At 72.1% G+C, this 15,465-nt stretch carries 13 protein-coding genes and 1 tRNA gene; 5 read left to right on the plus strand and 9 right to left on the minus strand.

Going from position 1 to position 15,465, the window contains the following annotated elements; translation table 11 throughout:
• The first annotated feature begins 4 nt into the window (after positions 1 to 4).
• A complete protein-coding gene (locus FHS87_RS16900) occupies positions 5 to 826 on the plus strand; it encodes an alpha/beta fold hydrolase (protein ID WP_221300021.1) in 822 nt (273 codons plus the stop codon).
• Between the two features lie 132 nt (positions 827 to 958).
• Positions 959 to 1,789, plus strand: coding sequence for a M48 family metalloprotease (locus tag FHS87_RS16905; RefSeq protein WP_184520568.1), 831 nt, complete (start codon positions 959 to 961; stop codon positions 1,787 to 1,789).
• A 69-nt stretch (positions 1,790 to 1,858) separates the two neighbouring features.
• Here the strand turns inward: FHS87_RS16905 and FHS87_RS16910 are convergent, their stop codons facing one another.
• The 4 genes from FHS87_RS16910 to FHS87_RS16925 all read right to left on the minus strand — a co-directional run bounded on the left by FHS87_RS16910 (position 1,859) and on the right by FHS87_RS16925 (position 6,787).
• Positions 1,859 to 4,165 (minus strand): putative bifunctional diguanylate cyclase/phosphodiesterase, encoded by a 2,307-nt coding sequence (locus tag FHS87_RS16910; RefSeq protein WP_184520569.1) that lies wholly within the window; start codon positions 4,163 to 4,165, stop codon positions 1,859 to 1,861.
• A 385-nt stretch (positions 4,166 to 4,550) separates the two neighbouring features.
• Entirely contained in the window at positions 4,551 to 4,766 is a 216-nt protein-coding gene (locus FHS87_RS16915; RefSeq protein WP_184520570.1) for a hypothetical protein, read from the minus strand.
• 144 nt (positions 4,767 to 4,910) lie between these two features.
• A complete protein-coding gene (gene glnA / locus FHS87_RS16920; RefSeq protein ID WP_184520571.1) occupies positions 4,911 to 6,332 on the minus strand; it encodes a type I glutamate--ammonia ligase in 1,422 nt (473 codons plus the stop codon).
• Between the two features lie 116 nt (positions 6,333 to 6,448).
• Positions 6,449 to 6,787 carry a P-II family nitrogen regulator gene (locus FHS87_RS16925; RefSeq protein ID WP_184520572.1) on the minus strand — a complete coding sequence of 113 codons (339 nt, stop codon included), beginning with the start codon at positions 6,785 to 6,787 and terminating at the stop codon, positions 6,449 to 6,451.
• Positions 6,788 to 7,087: 300 nt separating this feature from the next.
• Between FHS87_RS16925 and FHS87_RS16930 the strand changes: the two genes are divergently transcribed.
• Together FHS87_RS16930 and FHS87_RS16935 are read left to right on the plus strand one after the other, a co-directional pair.
• Positions 7,088 to 8,290 (plus strand): aminotransferase, encoded by a 1,203-nt coding sequence (locus FHS87_RS16930; protein ID WP_184520573.1) that lies wholly within the window; start codon positions 7,088 to 7,090, stop codon positions 8,288 to 8,290.
• 163 nt (positions 8,291 to 8,453) lie between these two features.
• Positions 8,454 to 8,526, plus strand: a tRNA-His gene (locus tag FHS87_RS16935).
• 39 nt (positions 8,527 to 8,565) lie between these two features.
• Here the strand turns inward: FHS87_RS16935 and FHS87_RS16940 are convergent.
• The 4 genes from FHS87_RS16940 to FHS87_RS16955 all read right to left on the minus strand — a co-directional run bounded on the left by FHS87_RS16940 (position 8,566) and on the right by FHS87_RS16955 (position 12,170).
• Positions 8,566 to 9,201 (minus strand): hypothetical protein, encoded by a 636-nt coding sequence (locus FHS87_RS16940; protein WP_184520574.1) that lies wholly within the window; start codon positions 9,199 to 9,201, stop codon positions 8,566 to 8,568.
• A 321-nt stretch (positions 9,202 to 9,522) separates the two neighbouring features.
• Positions 9,523 to 10,833, minus strand: coding sequence for a citrate synthase (gene gltA, locus FHS87_RS16945; protein WP_184520575.1), 1,311 nt, complete (start codon positions 10,831 to 10,833; stop codon positions 9,523 to 9,525).
• 175 nt (positions 10,834 to 11,008) lie between these two features.
• Positions 11,009 to 11,584, minus strand: a complete 576-nt coding sequence (locus tag FHS87_RS16950; protein WP_184520576.1) for a thermonuclease family protein — start codon at positions 11,582 to 11,584, stop codon at positions 11,009 to 11,011.
• A 64-nt stretch (positions 11,585 to 11,648) separates the two neighbouring features.
• Positions 11,649 to 12,170, minus strand: coding sequence for a SixA phosphatase family protein (locus tag FHS87_RS16955; protein WP_184520577.1), 522 nt, complete (start codon positions 12,168 to 12,170; stop codon positions 11,649 to 11,651).
• A 356-nt stretch (positions 12,171 to 12,526) separates the two neighbouring features.
• On the opposite strand from FHS87_RS16955, the gene FHS87_RS16960 reads away from it, so the two are divergent.
• Positions 12,527 to 14,014, plus strand: a complete 1,488-nt coding sequence (locus FHS87_RS16960; protein ID WP_184520578.1) for a cation:proton antiporter domain-containing protein — start codon at positions 12,527 to 12,529, stop codon at positions 14,012 to 14,014.
• A gap of 3 nt (positions 14,015 to 14,017) precedes the next feature.
• Here FHS87_RS16960 and FHS87_RS16965 read toward each other — a convergent pair whose 3' ends face one another.
• On the minus strand, positions 14,018 to 15,457 hold the full coding sequence (locus tag FHS87_RS16965; RefSeq protein ID WP_184520579.1) for a M20 family metallopeptidase: 1,440 nt from the start codon (positions 15,455 to 15,457) through the stop codon (positions 14,018 to 14,020).
• Positions 15,458 to 15,465: the final 8 nt, after the last annotated feature.

The raw sequence follows: 15,465 nt of genomic DNA on the forward strand, positions 1-15,465 counted from the left end.
CGGGTTGACCAACGGGACGCAGGCCGTGCGCGTGAACGGTCTTCTCTTCAACCTCCGCCTGGACGGGCCCGAGGGCGCGCCCTGGATGGTGTTCAGCAATTCGCTGGTCACGAACCTCTCCGTCTGGGACGAGCAGGTGGCGTGTTTCGCCGACCGCTACCGCATCCTGCGCTACGACCAGCGCGGCCATGGCGGGACGGAGGTGCCGCCTGGGCCGGCGACGCTCGACGGGCTGGCCGAGGACGCGGCCGCGCTGATGGCGCATCTCGGCATTCGCGGCGCCGTTTTCGCCGGCGTCTCGATGGGCGCCGCCACCGCGCTCCTCCTGGCCGCGCGCCGCCCCGATCTGGTCTCGGCCGTCATCGCCTCGGACGGGCAGGCAGGAACCGCCCCGGGCGGCGCCGAGGCCTGGCAGGAGCGGATCGACCTCGCCCGGGCGAGGGGCATGGCGGCCTTCGCCGACGCCACGGTGAAGCGCTGGTTCTCCCCCGCGGCGGCCGAGGCGGGGAATCCGGCCATCCCGCGCGTGCGGGAGATGATCGCGACGACGCCCGAGGCCGGCTTCGTCGCCTGCGCCCGCGCCCTGCAATCATACGACTTCCGCGCCGAGCTTCCGGGCCTGCGCCAGCCCGTGCTGCTGGTTGCCGGGGAGATGGACGGCGCCATGCCGGGGACGATGCGCGGCATGGCCGGGGCGATCCCGGAGGCGCGCTTCGCCGAGATCCCCGGCGCCGGCCACATTCCCTGCCTGGAAGCGCCCGGCGCCTTCAACGCGGCGGTGGAGGGTTTCCTCGCGGAGGTGCGAGACGAGGGAGGCCGGGGATGAGCGGCGCGGCGTGATCTCGCACAGGGCGGCGTTCCCAGGAAAAGGGAGGGCAGGGTGGCCGGTATCGTCATCGACCCCGTCGGGGCAGCTGCCTCCGCGCCGGGCGGAAGGCGGCGAGGAGGGGGGCTGTCCGTGCCCACCTTGGCGGGGAGCCGGCCCTTCTCCTCCCGTGCCGTCGTACTAGCGCTTCTCCTGCTCGCCCTCGCCGGTTGCGGCGCCCGCCACGCCCTTCCCGCCCCCTCTGCGGAGGAGGTGGGGGCCGCCGCCGCGCTGATCGCGCAGGCGCCGCCCCTGGCCCCAAGTACCCGCCCGGCCAGCGAGGACGCGGCGCTGCTGTCCCGGGCCACCGCGCGCGTCACCTCCGCCGCCGAGCCCCTCTGCGACGCTTATCTCGGCGGGGCCTGCGGCTTCGAGGTCGTGCTGGACGGGAGCGCCGCCGGCACCGGGCGGCTGAGCGCCGAGGCCTCCGGCCGCGGGCGGGTGACGATCAGCGCCGGCATGCTCCGCGTGCTGGACACGGAGGAGGAGGTCGCGGCCGTCATCGCCCACGAGTTCGGCCACCACCTCGCCGGCCATCTCGGCCGCGGCCTCGCCCGTGGCTCCGTCGCGGGCACGGCGGCCGGGGCCGTGATCGGGGCGATCGTCCCCTTCGGCGGGCTGGCGGGCTGGGCCATCGGGCAAGGGGCGGCCGAGCTGGGCGCCGGCGCCGCGAGGCTGGCCTATTCGAAGGAGGAGGAGAGGGAGGCCGACTACCTCGCGGTCTACCTCATCGCCCGGGCGGGATACGACCCCGACCGCGCCGCCCGCATCTGGGTGAGGCTGGCGCCCCCCGGCGCCGGGGCCACGGCCGGGTTCCTCGACGCCCATCCGAGCGACGCGGAACGGCTGGCGGCCTGGTGGCGCAGCACGGGCGAGGCCCGCAGCTCCGCCGGCCTCGTGCCCCGCCTGGCCTCCGGCCCGTGATCCTCCCGGCCCCGGCGCCACGCGGCCCGCGCGCCGTGCCGGATCGGGCGCGGTACGGGCGACGCGGGGTCAGGCGGCCGCCGCGCCGGACAGCTCCCGCAGCATCGCCGGGACCTCGCCGCGCGGGCGGGGCGGGCTGAACAGGACCCCCTGGACCTCCGTGCAGCCGAGGCCGCGCAATCGTTCCAGCTGGGCCGCGCTCTCCACCCCCTCGGCATTCATCGTCAGGCCGAGCGTCGTGCCGAGGGTGCTGATCGCCCGCACGATCGCCGCCGCGCTCTCGGATTCGGCGAGGTCCCGCACGAAGGAGCGGTCGATCTTGATCTTGTCGAGCGGGAGCTTGCGCAGATAGGCGATGGAGGAATAGCCCGTGCCGAAGTCGTCGAGCGCGATCCGCACGCCCAGGGCCCGGAAACGCTGCAGGGTGGAGACGACCTGATCGCTCGCCTCCAGCGCCACGGCCTCCGTGATCTCCAGCTGCAGCCTCCCCGCGGGCAGGCCGGAGAGGCGCAGCGCCTCCGTGACCACGGCGTGCAGGTCGCCCCCCCTGAACTGGACGGCTGACAGGTTCACCGCCACGTGCAGCCCGCCCGGCCAGGACGCCGCCTCGGCGCAGGCGGTGCGGAGCACCCATTCCCCCAGGGGCAGGATGAGGCCGGACTCCTCGGCCACGGCGATGAACTCGCCGGGCGCGACGAGGCCCCGGCGCGGATCCCGCCAGCGCAGGAGCGCCTCGAAGCCGGTGACCTGCCCGGCCATCGAGAGCTGCGGCTGGTAGAACAGCTCCATCTCTCCTCCGGCCAGCGCCCTGCGCAGCTCCGCCTCCATGTCCCGCCGGGCCTGGAGGCGGCTGGACATGTCCCAGTCGAAGAAGCGGTGCGTGCCGCGGCCCGCGCCCTTGGCCTCGTAGAGGGCCATGTCCGCGTGGCGGAGCAGCAGGTCCGCCGTCGTACCGTGCCCGGGCGCGAGGGCGATGCCCACGCTCACCCCGACCGAGACGGCCTGTCCCTCGATCGCGTAGTCGGCGCCGACATCGCGGACGAGCCGCCCGGCTAGGTCGGAGAGGGCCGCGGCGGTCGCGCCGCCATCGATCAGCACGGCGAACTCGTCCCCGCCCAGCCGGGCCACGATGTCCTGGGGGCGCAGACAGTTCCGGATGCGCCCGGCCACCGCGACCAGCAGCTTGTCCCCCATGGCGTGGCCGAGGCTGTCATTCACCTCCTTGAAGCGGTCGAGATCGAGGTAGAGGACGGCGAAGGAGGCGCCGGCGGGGAGCCGGACCACCGCGCCCTCCAGCCGCTCCTGGAACAGGCTCCGGTTCGGCAGCCCCGTCAGCGCGTCGTGCCAGGCCATGTGGCGGACGCGGGTTTCGGCCCGGCGCCGCTCCGTCACGTCCTCATAGGTCGTCACCCAGCCGCCATCCGGCATCGCCTCCTGGCAGAGGGCGACGCAGCGGCCGTCCGGCAGGTCGAGCACGGCCCGGCCATGCGGGTGCCCGGTCGGCAAGGCCCATGCCTCGGCATCGGGAAGGCCCCTGGCGGCGAGCTCGCGGGCGAGCAGGGGGGCGCTGATCCCGATTGGGGCCTCGTCCCGCGAGAGGCCGAACATCTCGCGGAAGCGCGCATTGGCCACGCGGAGCCTCCCCTCCGGGTCGAAGAGGGTGAGGCCCTGGCTCATATTCGTCAGCGCCGCGTCGAAGCGGGCGGCCAGCGCCGCCATCTCGCGCCGCGCATCCATCATGCGCCGGACGTCGCGGTGGTGGCGCCGCACGATCGAGCAGAGCGCGATGAAGTAGACCAGCACCTGCGCCGCCTGGGCCAGGTGCCAGGAGCCGTTGTACAGCCCGCCCGCGACCTGGGGCAGCAGCAGCACCGAGATCTGCGCCAGGGCGAAGCGGGGCGTGGCGGCGTTGCGGGAGGCGATGCCGCCCACCGTGCCCATGGCGAGCGTAGCGGCGAGGAGCCGGCTCGCCTCGTCGTCCAGGGCGACGTAGCACATGAGGCAGAACAGGCCGGTGAGAAGCGCCCAGGCGACGCCGATCGCGAAATAGGGCCGGGACGCGCGCAGCAGCGCCGCGGGCGAGGGATCCCGCCGGCGCCGCACCGCCAGGACCACCAGCCCCCGCGCGAGGAGCAGCGCGAGGTCCGCCACGAGGAAGAAGAGGGGCCAGCCGGCATCCGTCCGGGTCGCGATGAAGGCGCAGAGGGCGAGCGGCGCCGCATGGGCCACGAGGAGCGAGGAGAGCCGGTCGAAGAGCGGGGCGATGAGATGGGCCGCGTCGTCCTCGTGCAGCCGCTCCCGCCGGGCGGGCGCGTCCCGCCGCCCCGTCACCGCGCCGAGGAGCCGCGCGACGAGATCGAGTGATCGGCCGCGCATCAAGGCCCTGTTCCTCCTTCGCTTCCGGCGGGCCGGCGCGCCTGTGCGCGCGGCACCGCCGCCCGGCGCTTCCGTGGGAAGCCCCCTCGGCCCCGCTGTTGCCAGGGGGACAGCCAGGGAAGGCTAGGGGTGTGATGTGAAGGAAGTCTGAACCGCGCCGGGATGCCGGGATCGGCTCCAGCCTTCGGCATCACGCGGCGGGGCGCGATCCGGTCTTGCGCACCGGTCCTTGATGCACGTCAACGCTATCTTAACGTTTTAACCCCAATAGGCTCGCGACCCGGCCCAATAGGGCCGGATAAAGCCGCCAGCGCCCTGGGAAAATGCCCGAGGGCCTGGCGGCTTTCGTATTTCCGGCGCCCGCTCGCGGGGCAGGCCGCGTGGGTCACTCCCCCGCCGCGTCGCGTGCCGAGTTGCTGGCCAGCGCCATGGTCAGCTCCATCCGCTCGACGCCCCAGGTGGCCGCGACGGCGTGGATGATCTGCCGCATCCGCTCCCGCCGCTCGGGCCGCCCCGGGGGAAGGTCCCGGACCAGCTCGTCCGCCTCGAAGGCCGCGCGCGCCTCCGCCAGCGCGCCCGCCATCGCCACATCCTCGCTCATGCGCGTCCTCCTCGCCCGGAGGGAAGGGGCATAGCCCGCCGGGGCGCGCCCATAAAGAAACCGGGCCGCGTCGGTCTGACGGCGGCCCGGTCCGGAAAGCCTGTCGGGGAGGCCGGCACCCGTGGGGGGCGCCGGCCGTTCCGGTCAAACGGAGTAGTACATCTCGAACTCGACGGGGTGCGGCGTGTGCTCGAACTTGTACACGTCGTGCCACTTCAGCTCGATGTAGCTCTCGATCTGGTCCTTCGAGAAGACGTCGCCGGCCAGCAGGTAGTCGTTGTCGGCCTCGAGGGACTGCAGCGCCTCGCGGAGCGAGCCGCAGACCGTCGGGATGCCCTTCAGCTCCTCCGGCGGCAGGTCGTAGAGGTCCTTGTCCATCGCCTCGCCCGGATGGATCTTGTTCTTGATGCCATCAAGGCCCGCCATGAGCATCGCCGCGAAAGCCAGGTAGGGGTTCGCGCCGGGATCGGGGAAGCGCACCTCGACGCGCTTGGCCTTCGGGCTCGTCGCGTAGGGGATGCGGCAAGAGGCGGAGCGGTTGCGGGCCGAGTAGGCCAGCAGCACGGGGGCCTCGAAGCCCGGGATCAGCCGCTTGTAGGAGTTGGTCAGCGGGTTGGTGAAGGCGTTGAGGGACTTGGCGTGCTTGATGATGCCGCCGATGTACCACAGCGCGTAGTCGGACAGGTCCGCATAGCCGTTGCCGGCGAAGAGCGGCTTGCCGTCCTTCCAGATGGACTGGTGCACGTGCATGCCCGAGCCGTTGTCGCCGTAGATCGGCTTCGGCATGAACGTCGCGGTCTTCCCGTAGGAATGCGCCACGTTGTGGATGACGTACTTGTAGATCTGCATGTGGTCGGCCTGCGTGATCAGCGGGCCGAACTTCGTGCCGAGCTCGTGCTGGCTCTGCGCCACCTCATGGTGGTGCTTCTCGCCGAGGACGCCCATCTCCATCATCGTCGACAGCATCTCGGCGCGCAGGTCGACCTCGCTGTCGACCGGGTTCACCGGGAAATAGCCGCCCTTCACGCCGGGGCGGTGGCCCATGTTCCCCTCGGGGAAGTCCTTCATGGACGCGCCCGGGCCCTCGCCGCTCTCGAGCTTGTAGTGGCCGTAGTTGCCGCCCGTGCCGAACTTCACGTCGTCGAACACGAAGAACTCGGCCTCGGGGCCGAAGAAGGCCGTGTCACCGATGCCGGAGGCGCGCAGGTACTCCTCGGCCTTCTTCGCCGTGCCGCGGGGGTCGCGGTTGTAGCGCTGGCCGGTGGAGGGGTCGTAGATGTCGCAGAAGACGATGAGCTGCGGCTTGGCGCTGAACGGGTCCATGCAGGCGTTCAGCGTGTCCGGCATCAGGATCATGTCGGACTCGTTGATCGCCTTCCAGCCGGCGATGGACGAGCCGTCGAACATGATGCCCTCGGCGAAGGTGTCCTCCTCGATCGTGGAGACGTGCTGGGCGGTGTGCTGCCACTTGCCCTTCGGGTCCGTGAACCGGAAGTCCACGTACTCGACGCTGTTCTCCTTGATCATCTCCATCACGCGGGAGACGCTTTCCTTATCGTTCGCCATTCGCTGGGTCCTGTTCCCCTGGGTACGCGTTGATGTCGCGGGGCCCCTCGCCGCGCAAGGGGGAGCCCCGTCATGGCCCGCCGCGCGCCTCTACGGGGCGCTGCGGCGGGAAACCCTCACACGGCCTCTTCGCCGCGCTCGCCGGTGCGGATGCGGATCACGTCCTGCACGTCGGTGATGAAGATCTTGCCGTCGCCGATGCGGCCCGTGCGCGCGGCGGCGGTGATCGCCTCCACGGCGCGCTCGCAGAGGTCGTCGGAGCAGATCACCTCGATCTTCACCTTCGGCAGGAAGTCCACGACGTACTCCGCGCCGCGGTAAAGCTCGGTATGGCCCTTCTGGCGCCCGAAGCCCTTGGCCTCGACCACGGTCAGCCCCTGGAGGCCGATCTCGTGAAGGGCGTCCTTCACTTCGTCCAGCTTGAAGGGCTTGATGATGGCTTCGATCTTCTTCATCGGCTCCGTATCCCACGGGGTGCGGGCACCCCGCTCCTCCCGCGTCTTGGCCGCGCCCCGGAAACGCGGGACGCTGGCGGGCGGACGTTGCACGGCCCGTGCCGGGCGGGCAAGGATGGCGCGGGAGGAATTTCGGGGTCCGGACGAAACCGGCGCTCCCGGCGGGGGCATTTGCCCAAACTGCAGGCAGAGAGACGACCCGTGATTGCGCCGGGGGGCCTGCGACCCCATCATGGGCGGGCCCGGGCGGGGCCGCCGCCGCCGCGGTGCCACCCCATCCGGAACGTCCTGCGCCCGATCATGACCGCCCCGCTCAAGCCCCAGAACGACCTTCTCTCCGCCACCGGCACGACGGTCTTCACCGTCATGTCGGCGCTCGCCGTGCAGCACGGGGCGATCAACCTCGGCCAGGGCTTTCCCGACCAAGAGGGGCCGGAGGTCGTGGTCCGGGCCGCGGCCGAGGCGCTGCTCGACAACCGCAATCAGTACCCGCCCCTGACCGGGGTGCCGGAACTGCGCAACGCGGTCGCCGGGGCGAATCGGCGCTTCTACGGGCTGGAGATCGACCCGCTTTCCGAGGTCGTCGTCACCTCCGGCGCCACCGAGGCCATCACCGCCTGCCTCATGGCCGTGCTGAACCCCGGCGACGAGTGCGTGCTGATCGAGCCGCTCTATGACACCTACCTGCCGGTGGTGCGGATGCTCGGCGCCGTGCCCCGGCTCGTCCGCCTAGCGCCGCCGCGCTGGGAGCTGCCGCGGGCCGAGCTGGCCGCCGCCTTCGGGCCGCGCACCAAGGCGATCCTGCTGAACTCCCCCATGAACCCCGCCGGCAAAGTCTTCACCGCCGCCGAGTTGGCCTTCGTGGCCGATCTCGTCCAGCGCCACGGCGCCTATGCCGTCTGCGACGAGGTCTATGAGCACCTCACCTTCGACGGCTGGTCCCACATCCCGTTGATGACGCTGCCGGGCATGCGGGAGCGCTGCATGCGGATCGGCAGCGCGGGCAAGACCTTCAGCCTCACGGGCTGGAAGGTGGGCTACATCACCGCCGACCGCTCGCTCGCGCCCAACATCGCCAAGGCGCACCAGCTCCTCACCTTCACCACCCCGCCCAACCTCCAGCGGGCGGTCGCGGTCGGGCTCGGGCTGGACGACGCCTATTTCAGCGGCCTCTCCGCCGACCTCCAGGCGAAGCGGGACCGGTTGGCGGCGGGGCTGTCCGCCCTCGGATTCGGGGTGCTGCCCACCCAGGGCTCCTACTTCATCACGGCCGACTTCCGGCCGCTGGGCTTCACCGGGGACGACGTGGCCTTCTGCCGGCACATCACCGAGGCCGCGAAGGTCACCGCCATCCCCGTCTCGGCCTTCTATGCCGGGGAGGGAGCCCCGAACCACTACGCCCGCTTCGCCTTCTGCAAGGCGGATGCGGTGCTGGACGAGGCGCTGGCGCGGCTCGGCGCCTGGAAGGCCGCGCGGGCGGACGGGGTCCGCGCCGCGGGATAGCGCCTCCGCGCGGGGTCCTTCGCGGGGACGGTTGACGGAAGGGCCCGGCTCACCCTAAACCGCGCCGCCGGCCGGGCTCTCCCGGACCCGGCGGCCGGAACCCCGGTTCCAGCGGCCGGAACCTTCGGTTCCAGCGGCCGGAGCCTTCGGTTCCAGCGATATGGCGGCCTTAGCTCAGTCGGTAGAGCGCCAGGTTGTGGTCTTGGATGTCACGGGTTCGAATCCCGTAGGTCGCCCATCCTTCCCCCGAATGCCCCAGCAGCACCCCGGCGCCTTCACCCCGGCAGGTTCATGAAGTTGGCCGCCGCGCTCGCCCGGGCGAGCAGGGCGCGCATCGCCGGGTTCTCGTCCCCGCGCTCGGCCGTCAGCGCCTCCATCGGGCAGAAATACTCGTGCGCCTGGGGCATCTGCGTGCGCGCGAAACCCTCGTACTGCCGCGACTTCAGCCCGTAGAGCACCCGCACGTCCCGCACCGGCAGCACGAGCGGGTCCACCGGCTCGGACCGGAGCACCCGGATGAGCTTCCACCGCGGCGTGGGGTCGTGCGGCTGGCAGGGGGCGAGCAGCCAGGGCACGGGGCAGACCGCCAGCAGCGAGGTAGTGGAGGGCGCGAAGCGGGAGCGCTTGTCCAACAGGTTCTGCAAGCTCGAACACGCCTCGATGCAGAGGATGTCCGCATAGGGGTCCGCCGGGTCCGGCGAGAAATGCAGCCACAACCCGTCCGGCAGCGTGCGCAGGCGATTGGTGCCGGGCAGCTTCAGGAAGGGCTGGTTCGGCGCCTGCGCCTCCCCTGGCCGGGCACGGAGCCAGGTGCCCGGCTGCTTGGGCGTGACCGGTGCGCCGGGCGGGTGCTGGGGCCAGTGGCGCAGACGGCGACGGACCTGCTCATCGAGCGAGGGGGGCGGGGCCATCCGCGAAGACAATGCAAGGTTCACGGGAAGAACACCTTCGGTCCACAACTAAGTATAGAGGAACGCAATCACATGAATTTTATCAAGAGAACGCACCGTGAACTGTGTGTAGATTGTAATTAAAGGGACTGTTGGTAATAATCTTTCGCAGCGTCCCAGCTTTTAGAAGGTAATTACTTCACGTCATTAGAAGATGTTTTTCAATTACTATGAGAAGATAATCTCCTAAACACAAAAAAGCCCGCCTCTCCCGAAGCGGGCATTTCAGGGCACGGAAAGCCGAAAAGGGGCCCCGGACGGCTGCCCGGGGCCCCTTCCGGGTCAGCCGCGGCCGGAGAGCGGCACGTAGTCCCGGTTCGTCGCGCCGGTATAAACCTGCCGCGGACGGCCGATGCGCTGGCCCGGCTCCTCGATCATTTCCTTCCACTGGCTCACCCAGCCCACCGTGCGCGCCACGGCGAAGAGCACCGTGAACATGTAGGTGGGGATGCCCATCGCCTTCAGGATGATGCCGGAATAGAAGTCGACGTTGGGATAAAGCTTGCGGGAGACGAAGTACTCGTCCTCCAGCGCGATCCGCTCCATCTCCATCGCCATGTCGAGCAGCGGCTCGTCCTTGATGCCGAGCTCGGCCAGCACCTCGTGGCAGGTCTCCTTCATGATCTTCGCGCGAGGGTCGAAGTTCTTGTAGACCCGGTGCCCGAAGCCCATGAGCTTCACGCTGCTGTTCTTGTCCTTCACCCGCTCGATGAAGTCCGGGATGTTCTCGGGCGTCTTGATCTCGCCCAGCATCTTCAGCACCGCCTCGTTCGCGCCGCCATGGGCGGGGCCCCAGAGCGCCGCGATGCCGGCCGCGATGCAGGCATAGGGGTTGGCGCCGGTGGAGCCGGCGAGGCGGACGGTGGAGGTGGAGGCGTTCTGCTCGTGGTCCGCGTGCAGCACGAGGATCCGGTCCATGGCGCGCGCCAGGATCGGGTTCACCTTGTACTCCTCCGCCGGCACGGCATTGAGCATGTAGAGGAAGTTCTCGGCATAGCCGAGGTCGTTGCGCGGGTACACGAAGGGCTGGCCGATCGAGTACTTGTAGGCCATCGCCGCGATCGTCGGCACCTTGGCGATCAGGCGGAAGGCCGCGATCTCGCGCTGGCGCGGGTCGGAGATGTCGAGGCTGTCGTGGTAGAAGGCCGAGAGCGCGCCGACCACGCCGCAGAGGATCGCCATCGGATGGGCGTCGCGGCGGAAGCCGCTGAAGAACTGGCGGATCTGCTCGTGCACCATGGTGTGCATCGTCACGTCATGCGTGAACTGCTTCAGCTGCCCCTCGTTCGGCAGCTCGCCGTTCAGCAGGAGGTAGCAGACCTCCGTGAAGTCCGAATTCTCGGCCAGCTGCTCGATCGGGTAGCCGCGATAGAGCAGGACGCCCTTGTCGCCGTCGATATAGGTGATCTTGCTCTCGCAGGCCGCGGTCATGCCGAAGCCGGGATCGAAGGTGAAGACGCCGAGATCCGCGTAGAGCTTGCGGATGTCCGCGACCGCCGGGCCAACGCTTGCCTGCACGAGGGGAGCGCGGGTGGACTTGTTGGTGCCGTCGAGCGTGATCGTGACGGAACCCGGGTTGGACGCGTCGCTCATGCGTTGATCCTTGGGCGGGCCGGCTCTCGCCGGCCGTGGGTGAAATTCCGGTCCGGGGGGGCGGCCGAGCGCCGGTCCCTGCCGATCCCTCGGGCCGATCCCCTCGGGACGCTGCGGCGCAAGATAGGCCCCCCGGCGGCCTTGTCCATCCGGGGAGGGCGGGACCCCGGTCCCCCTAGCGGCGGGCCTGCCATGCCGCGGGAGGCCGCGCGCCGCGGGCCCAGAGGCCGCGTCCCTCCCTCCGCGCCGCTCTCTCCTGCGGCGTGAAATCATCGTCATCGGCCAGCGCCCAGCCGGCGGAGACGAGGGCACCGTTCAGCTCCACCCCCTCCGCCTCGCGCCCGGCCGTGCTGCACTGGCCGAGGCCGCGGCCGAAGCGGTCCCGCCCTCGGATGCGGCAGAGGACGCCCTGTCCGGCGACCAGCCGGGCCAGGGCCTCGGCCGATCCGGCGCCGCAGTCGAACTCGCGCCCGCCTGCCTCCTGGCAGGTCTCGCCGCGCGCGGGGGCGGCCAGGCCGCGCAGCCGCACGATGCGGTCGGAGAGGCGGAGCGTGTCGCCGTCCACCACGCGCAGCTCGGCGGGGCCGGCGGCCCAGTCCTGCTCGCGCGGGGAATCGCCGAGAGGCTGCGCGGGCCCGCCGAGCCCGATCAGCCCGGCTGCCACGCCGGCGAGGCCGAGCGCGACGAGCGGCCCGCGCCAGGCGCGCGGGGCATTGTGGGCGGGACGGAAGATGCGCCGGCGGGGAAGCACCCCCTGGTGCCTAGCAAGCCGCGACGAGCCGGCACAAGCGGGGCGAGGGGCGGGAGCCGCCGCCTCAGCGCGCCATCTCGGGCAGGTCGCTCGGCTGGACGAAACGCACCAGCCGCGCCCGCTCTGCCGAGAGGGAAGCCCAGGGCCCGTCCAGCTCGAACTCCGCCAGGGCGGCGGTGGGATAGGCCTCGGCCAGCGCCTGCCCGGCGGTTCCGGCATCCGGGCCAGCGAGGTTCAGCGCCAGCTCGTGCAGGCCGGGGTTGTGGGCGATGAGCAGCACGCTCCGCGCGGAGTCCGGGGCCTCGCGCAGGGCGTCCAGCAGGCGCGTCCAGGGGGCGAGGTAGAGGTCGTCCATCGGCTCCACCCGCGCCTCGCCGCCGAGCGGGCCGAGTCCCTCCAGCGTCTGCAGCGTGCGGCGGGAGGAGGAGACGAGGATCAGCTCCGGGCTCAGCCCGAGGCCGCGCATCGCGCCGGCCATGGCGGCGGCGGCGCGGCGCCCGCGGGCATTCAGCGGCCGGGCATGGTCCGACAGGGCGGGATCGTCCCAGGCCGATTTGGCGTGACGCAGCAGAAGCAACTGACGCATGGACGCAGCCTGCCACAGCCCGCGCCGCCTGTCTCCCGTGCCCCCGGCGGGAGTGCCCTGCGCCCGGCTGCCTGCTCCCGGGGCCGCCCCGTGGCACCGCTCCCTGGGACCGCTGCCTGGCACCGCTCCCTGGCACCGCTCCTTGGCACCGCTCCCCGGGGCCGCCGCCAGGGGCCGCGCCCGGAGCCGGTTCCCGTGGCAGCATCCGGGGCCGTCCCTCGCGCCCACCCCCGGCACGCCGGGAGCATCCCGCCCCCGCCCGCGCGTTACAGCGTCTCACGGCCTCCGCCGGGGATTGGAGCGCAGGGAATGACACAGGGATCGGGCGCGGCGCGGCGCCCCGGGCTGGCGGGGCGATGACCGCGGCGGCCTTCATGGGCATGGTGCTGGCGCTGACCGGGCCGCTGCTCGCCGTCTCGCGGCTGGTGGGGCTGCCCACGCCGCTGCTCTTGGTGGGGGCGGGGCTGGCCGTCTCCGCGCTCCCGGGGCTGCCCCCGGGGCCGGTCGAGCCGCAGCTCCTCATCTCGCTCTTCCTGCCGCCGATCATTTACGCCTCGGCGATCCGGGTCTCGGTCCATCTCTTCCGCTTCACCCTCGGCACGGGGGTGGCGGTCGGGATCGGGCTGGCGGCCGTGACGATCCCGGCGGTGGCCCTCGTCGCGCGGCTCATGCTGCCGGGGCTGGACTGGGCGCCGGCCCTGCTGCTCGGCATCGTCGGCACGCTCTTCGACACCCGCATCTTCCACGAGGCCGAGGGCCGCCCTCAGGTGCCGCGCGCCGTCTCGGACGCGCTGAAGGTGCGGGAGATCGTGGCGAGGATCGCGGCGCTCGGGGCGCTTGCGCTCGTCGTGGGAGCGGTGCGGGAGGGGGCGCCGAGCCCCCTCGGCGCGGCCGGCGCCTTCGCCTGGGCGCTGGCGGCGGGCGTCGCGGCCGGATGGGCGCTCGGCCGCGCGGCCCTCTGGCTGCGCAAGCGGGCGAAGCCGGCGCCGGTGGAGATCGCCGTCTCGGTCGCGCTGCCCTATCTCTGCGCGCTGGTGGCGAACGCGCTCGGCCTCTCCCTCTCGGCGACTATCATCGCGGCGGCGCTCACCGTCTCCACCGGCGAGGTGGACCGCGAGACCGGGGAGACGCGCAGCTCCTCCGAGGCGCGGATCTCGGCGACGGCCTTCTGGGAGGAGCTGAGTCTGCTCCTCTCCGCCATGCTCTTCCTCCTCGCCGGCCGGGCGCTGCCGCGGGCGCTGGAGGCGCTGGAGAGCTGGCCGCTCTGGCAGACGGCGGGCACGGCGGCGGCGCTGGCCGCGCTGATCCTCGCCCTGCAGTTCCTCTTCTCCCTCGTCGCCGCCTGCCTGCCGGCCCCGGCCGCCGCGCTGCGGAACCGGGAGAGGGAGGCGGGGAGGGAGGTGACGCGGCTGACGGCGGCGGGGGTGATGGCCTGGGCCTGCACGCCCTCGATCCTCGGCATCGTCGTCGCCCTCTCCGCCCCGCCGGAGATGGGGGACCGGGGCCTGACCCTCGTCGTCGCCGCCTTCCTCATCCTCGGCGGGGTGGTGGTGCAGGGGCTGACGCTCGGCGCCGCGGTGCGCGCCGCCTCCCTCGGCGACGAGGGGGAGGAGAAGCGGGAGGGCGAGCTGGCGAAGGGCGTCGCCGCAAAGGCCGCGGAGGGGGCCGCGGAAGGGGAGGAGGGAGGGCACGACGCCGTGCGCCGCGCCCTGCTCCGCCTGCGCGAGGACGACCATATCGGCGACGAGGTGCTGCAGAAGATGCTGCGCGAGACCGATCTCAGCGCCCGCGCCGCGGAGGGGCCGGCGGCCGCGCTCCCCGGCGCCGGGCCCCCGAATCCCTGAGCGTCAGCCCGCCTTCGCGCGCAGCGGCGGCGGCAGGACCTCCGCCGGGATCGGGCACTCGTAGGGGCGCCCGCCGCGGCGCTGGGCCAGCTCCGCCTTCGCGCGGGCGAGCAGCTCGGGGTCGCGGAAGCCGTCCAGCGCGGTGGCCGCCATCACCTTCGCCGCCTGGGCCATGCCCTTGTGCGCGTGGGCGGACCTGCCCTGGGCCACGGCCTGCCAGGTGTGGAAGGGCGTGCCCACCGCCCAGCACCCGCCCCAGGCCTGCACCGTCGGCACGATCTGGGACACGTCGCCCACATCGGTGGAGCCGGCCTGGGTGAGCGGCGTGCCGTCGAAGGGCAGCACGCCGTCATGCAGTGCCGATTCCGCCATGGCGGGGTCGGCGCCGAAGCTTGCCACCTCGGAGGCGATGTCGCCGGGGCTGAGGGAGCGGCGGATGCGGGCGGCGAGGTCGAGATCCGCCTCGTCATGCGCGGGGGCGCCGAGGCTCCCGAAGTTGCCGTGCAGCACCGTCTCCAGCGTGCGGTTTTGCAGCAGCTCCGAGCAGGCCTTGTCGATCTCGTACGACCAGCGCGTGCCGGTCATGATCGCGGCGCCCTCGGCGCAGGCGCGCACCCGCTCGAACAGGGCCTCCGCCTCGGCGACGCGGGGCGCGCGGATGAGGTAGAGCACCTCCGCCTCGGCCTGCACGACATTGGGGGACACGCCGCCCGAATTGGTGATGGCGTAGTGGACGCGGGCCTCCTGCGGCATGTGCTCGCGCAGGTAGTTCACGCCGACATTCATCAGCTCCACCGCGTCCAGCGCCGAGCGGCCGAGATGGGGCGAGCCCGCCGCATGCGCCGCCTTTCCCTGGAAGCGGAAATAGACTTGGTAGTTCGCGAGGTTGCGGACGGACATCACGCCGTTAAAGGCGCCGGGATGCCAGGTGATGGCGGCGTCCAGCTCGTCGAAGGCGCCGGCGCGGGCCATGAAGGTCTTGCCCGATCCGCCCTCCTCGCCGGGGCAGCCGTAGTAGCGCACGCGGCCGGGGATGCCCGCCTCGCGCAGCGCATCGCGTGCGGCGACGGCGGCGAGCATCGCCCCCGCGCCGAGCAGGTTGTGCCCGCAGCCATGCCCGTTGCCGCCCGTCTCGACGGGGCGCAGCTCCGCGATCCCCGCCTCCTGCGAGAGGCCGGCCAGCGCGTCGAACTCGCCGAGGAAGCCGATCAGCGGCCCGCCCTCGCCGGCCTCGGCCATGAAGGCGGTGGGGATGCCGGCCAGGTTGCGGGTGACGCGGAAGCCCTCCGCCTCGAGCTGCGCGATCTGCGCCTCCACCGAGCGGTGCTCGGCGAAGCGCAACTCGGGCATGCCCCAAATGCGGTCGGACAGGTCGCAATAGGCGGGCGCCAGCCTCTCCACGGCGTCGGAGAGCTGGTCGAGCGCGATGGGGTCGTTCTTCATGCCCGATC

The organism is Muricoccus pecuniae (assembly GCF_014199205.1).
GTDB classification, from domain to species: Bacteria; Pseudomonadota; Alphaproteobacteria; order Acetobacterales; family Acetobacteraceae; genus Roseomonas; species Roseomonas pecuniae.

What these genes read in the sequence shown, in the direction of transcription:
- glnA (WP_184520571.1), bottom strand. Translation starts at nt 6,332, where the DNA reads ATGGCGAACGATAAGGAAAGCGTCTCCCGCGTGATGGAGATGATCAAG.
- FHS87_RS16910 (WP_184520569.1), bottom strand. Translation starts at nt 4,165, where the DNA reads ATGCGCGGCCGATCACTCGATCTCGTCGCGCGGCTCCTCGGCGCGGTG.
- FHS87_RS16955 (WP_184520577.1), bottom strand. Translation starts at nt 12,170, where the DNA reads ATGCGTCAGTTGCTTCTGCTGCGTCACGCCAAATCGGCCTGGGACGAT.
- FHS87_RS16915 (WP_184520570.1), bottom strand. Translation starts at nt 4,766, where the DNA reads ATGAGCGAGGATGTGGCGATGGCGGGCGCGCTGGCGGAGGCGCGCGCG.
- gltA (WP_184520575.1), bottom strand. Translation starts at nt 10,833, where the DNA reads ATGAGCGACGCGTCCAACCCGGGTTCCGTCACGATCACGCTCGACGGC.
- FHS87_RS16940 (WP_184520574.1), bottom strand. Translation starts at nt 9,201, where the DNA reads ATGGCCCCGCCCCCCTCGCTCGATGAGCAGGTCCGTCGCCGTCTGCGC.
- FHS87_RS16925 (WP_184520572.1), bottom strand. Translation starts at nt 6,787, where the DNA reads ATGAAGAAGATCGAAGCCATCATCAAGCCCTTCAAGCTGGACGAAGTG.
- FHS87_RS16960 (WP_184520578.1), top strand. Translation starts at nt 12,527, where the DNA reads ATGACCGCGGCGGCCTTCATGGGCATGGTGCTGGCGCTGACCGGGCCG.
- FHS87_RS16965 (WP_184520579.1), bottom strand. Translation starts at nt 15,457, where the DNA reads ATGAAGAACGACCCCATCGCGCTCGACCAGCTCTCCGACGCCGTGGAG.
- FHS87_RS16930 (WP_184520573.1), top strand. Translation starts at nt 7,088, where the DNA reads ATGACCGCCCCGCTCAAGCCCCAGAACGACCTTCTCTCCGCCACCGGC.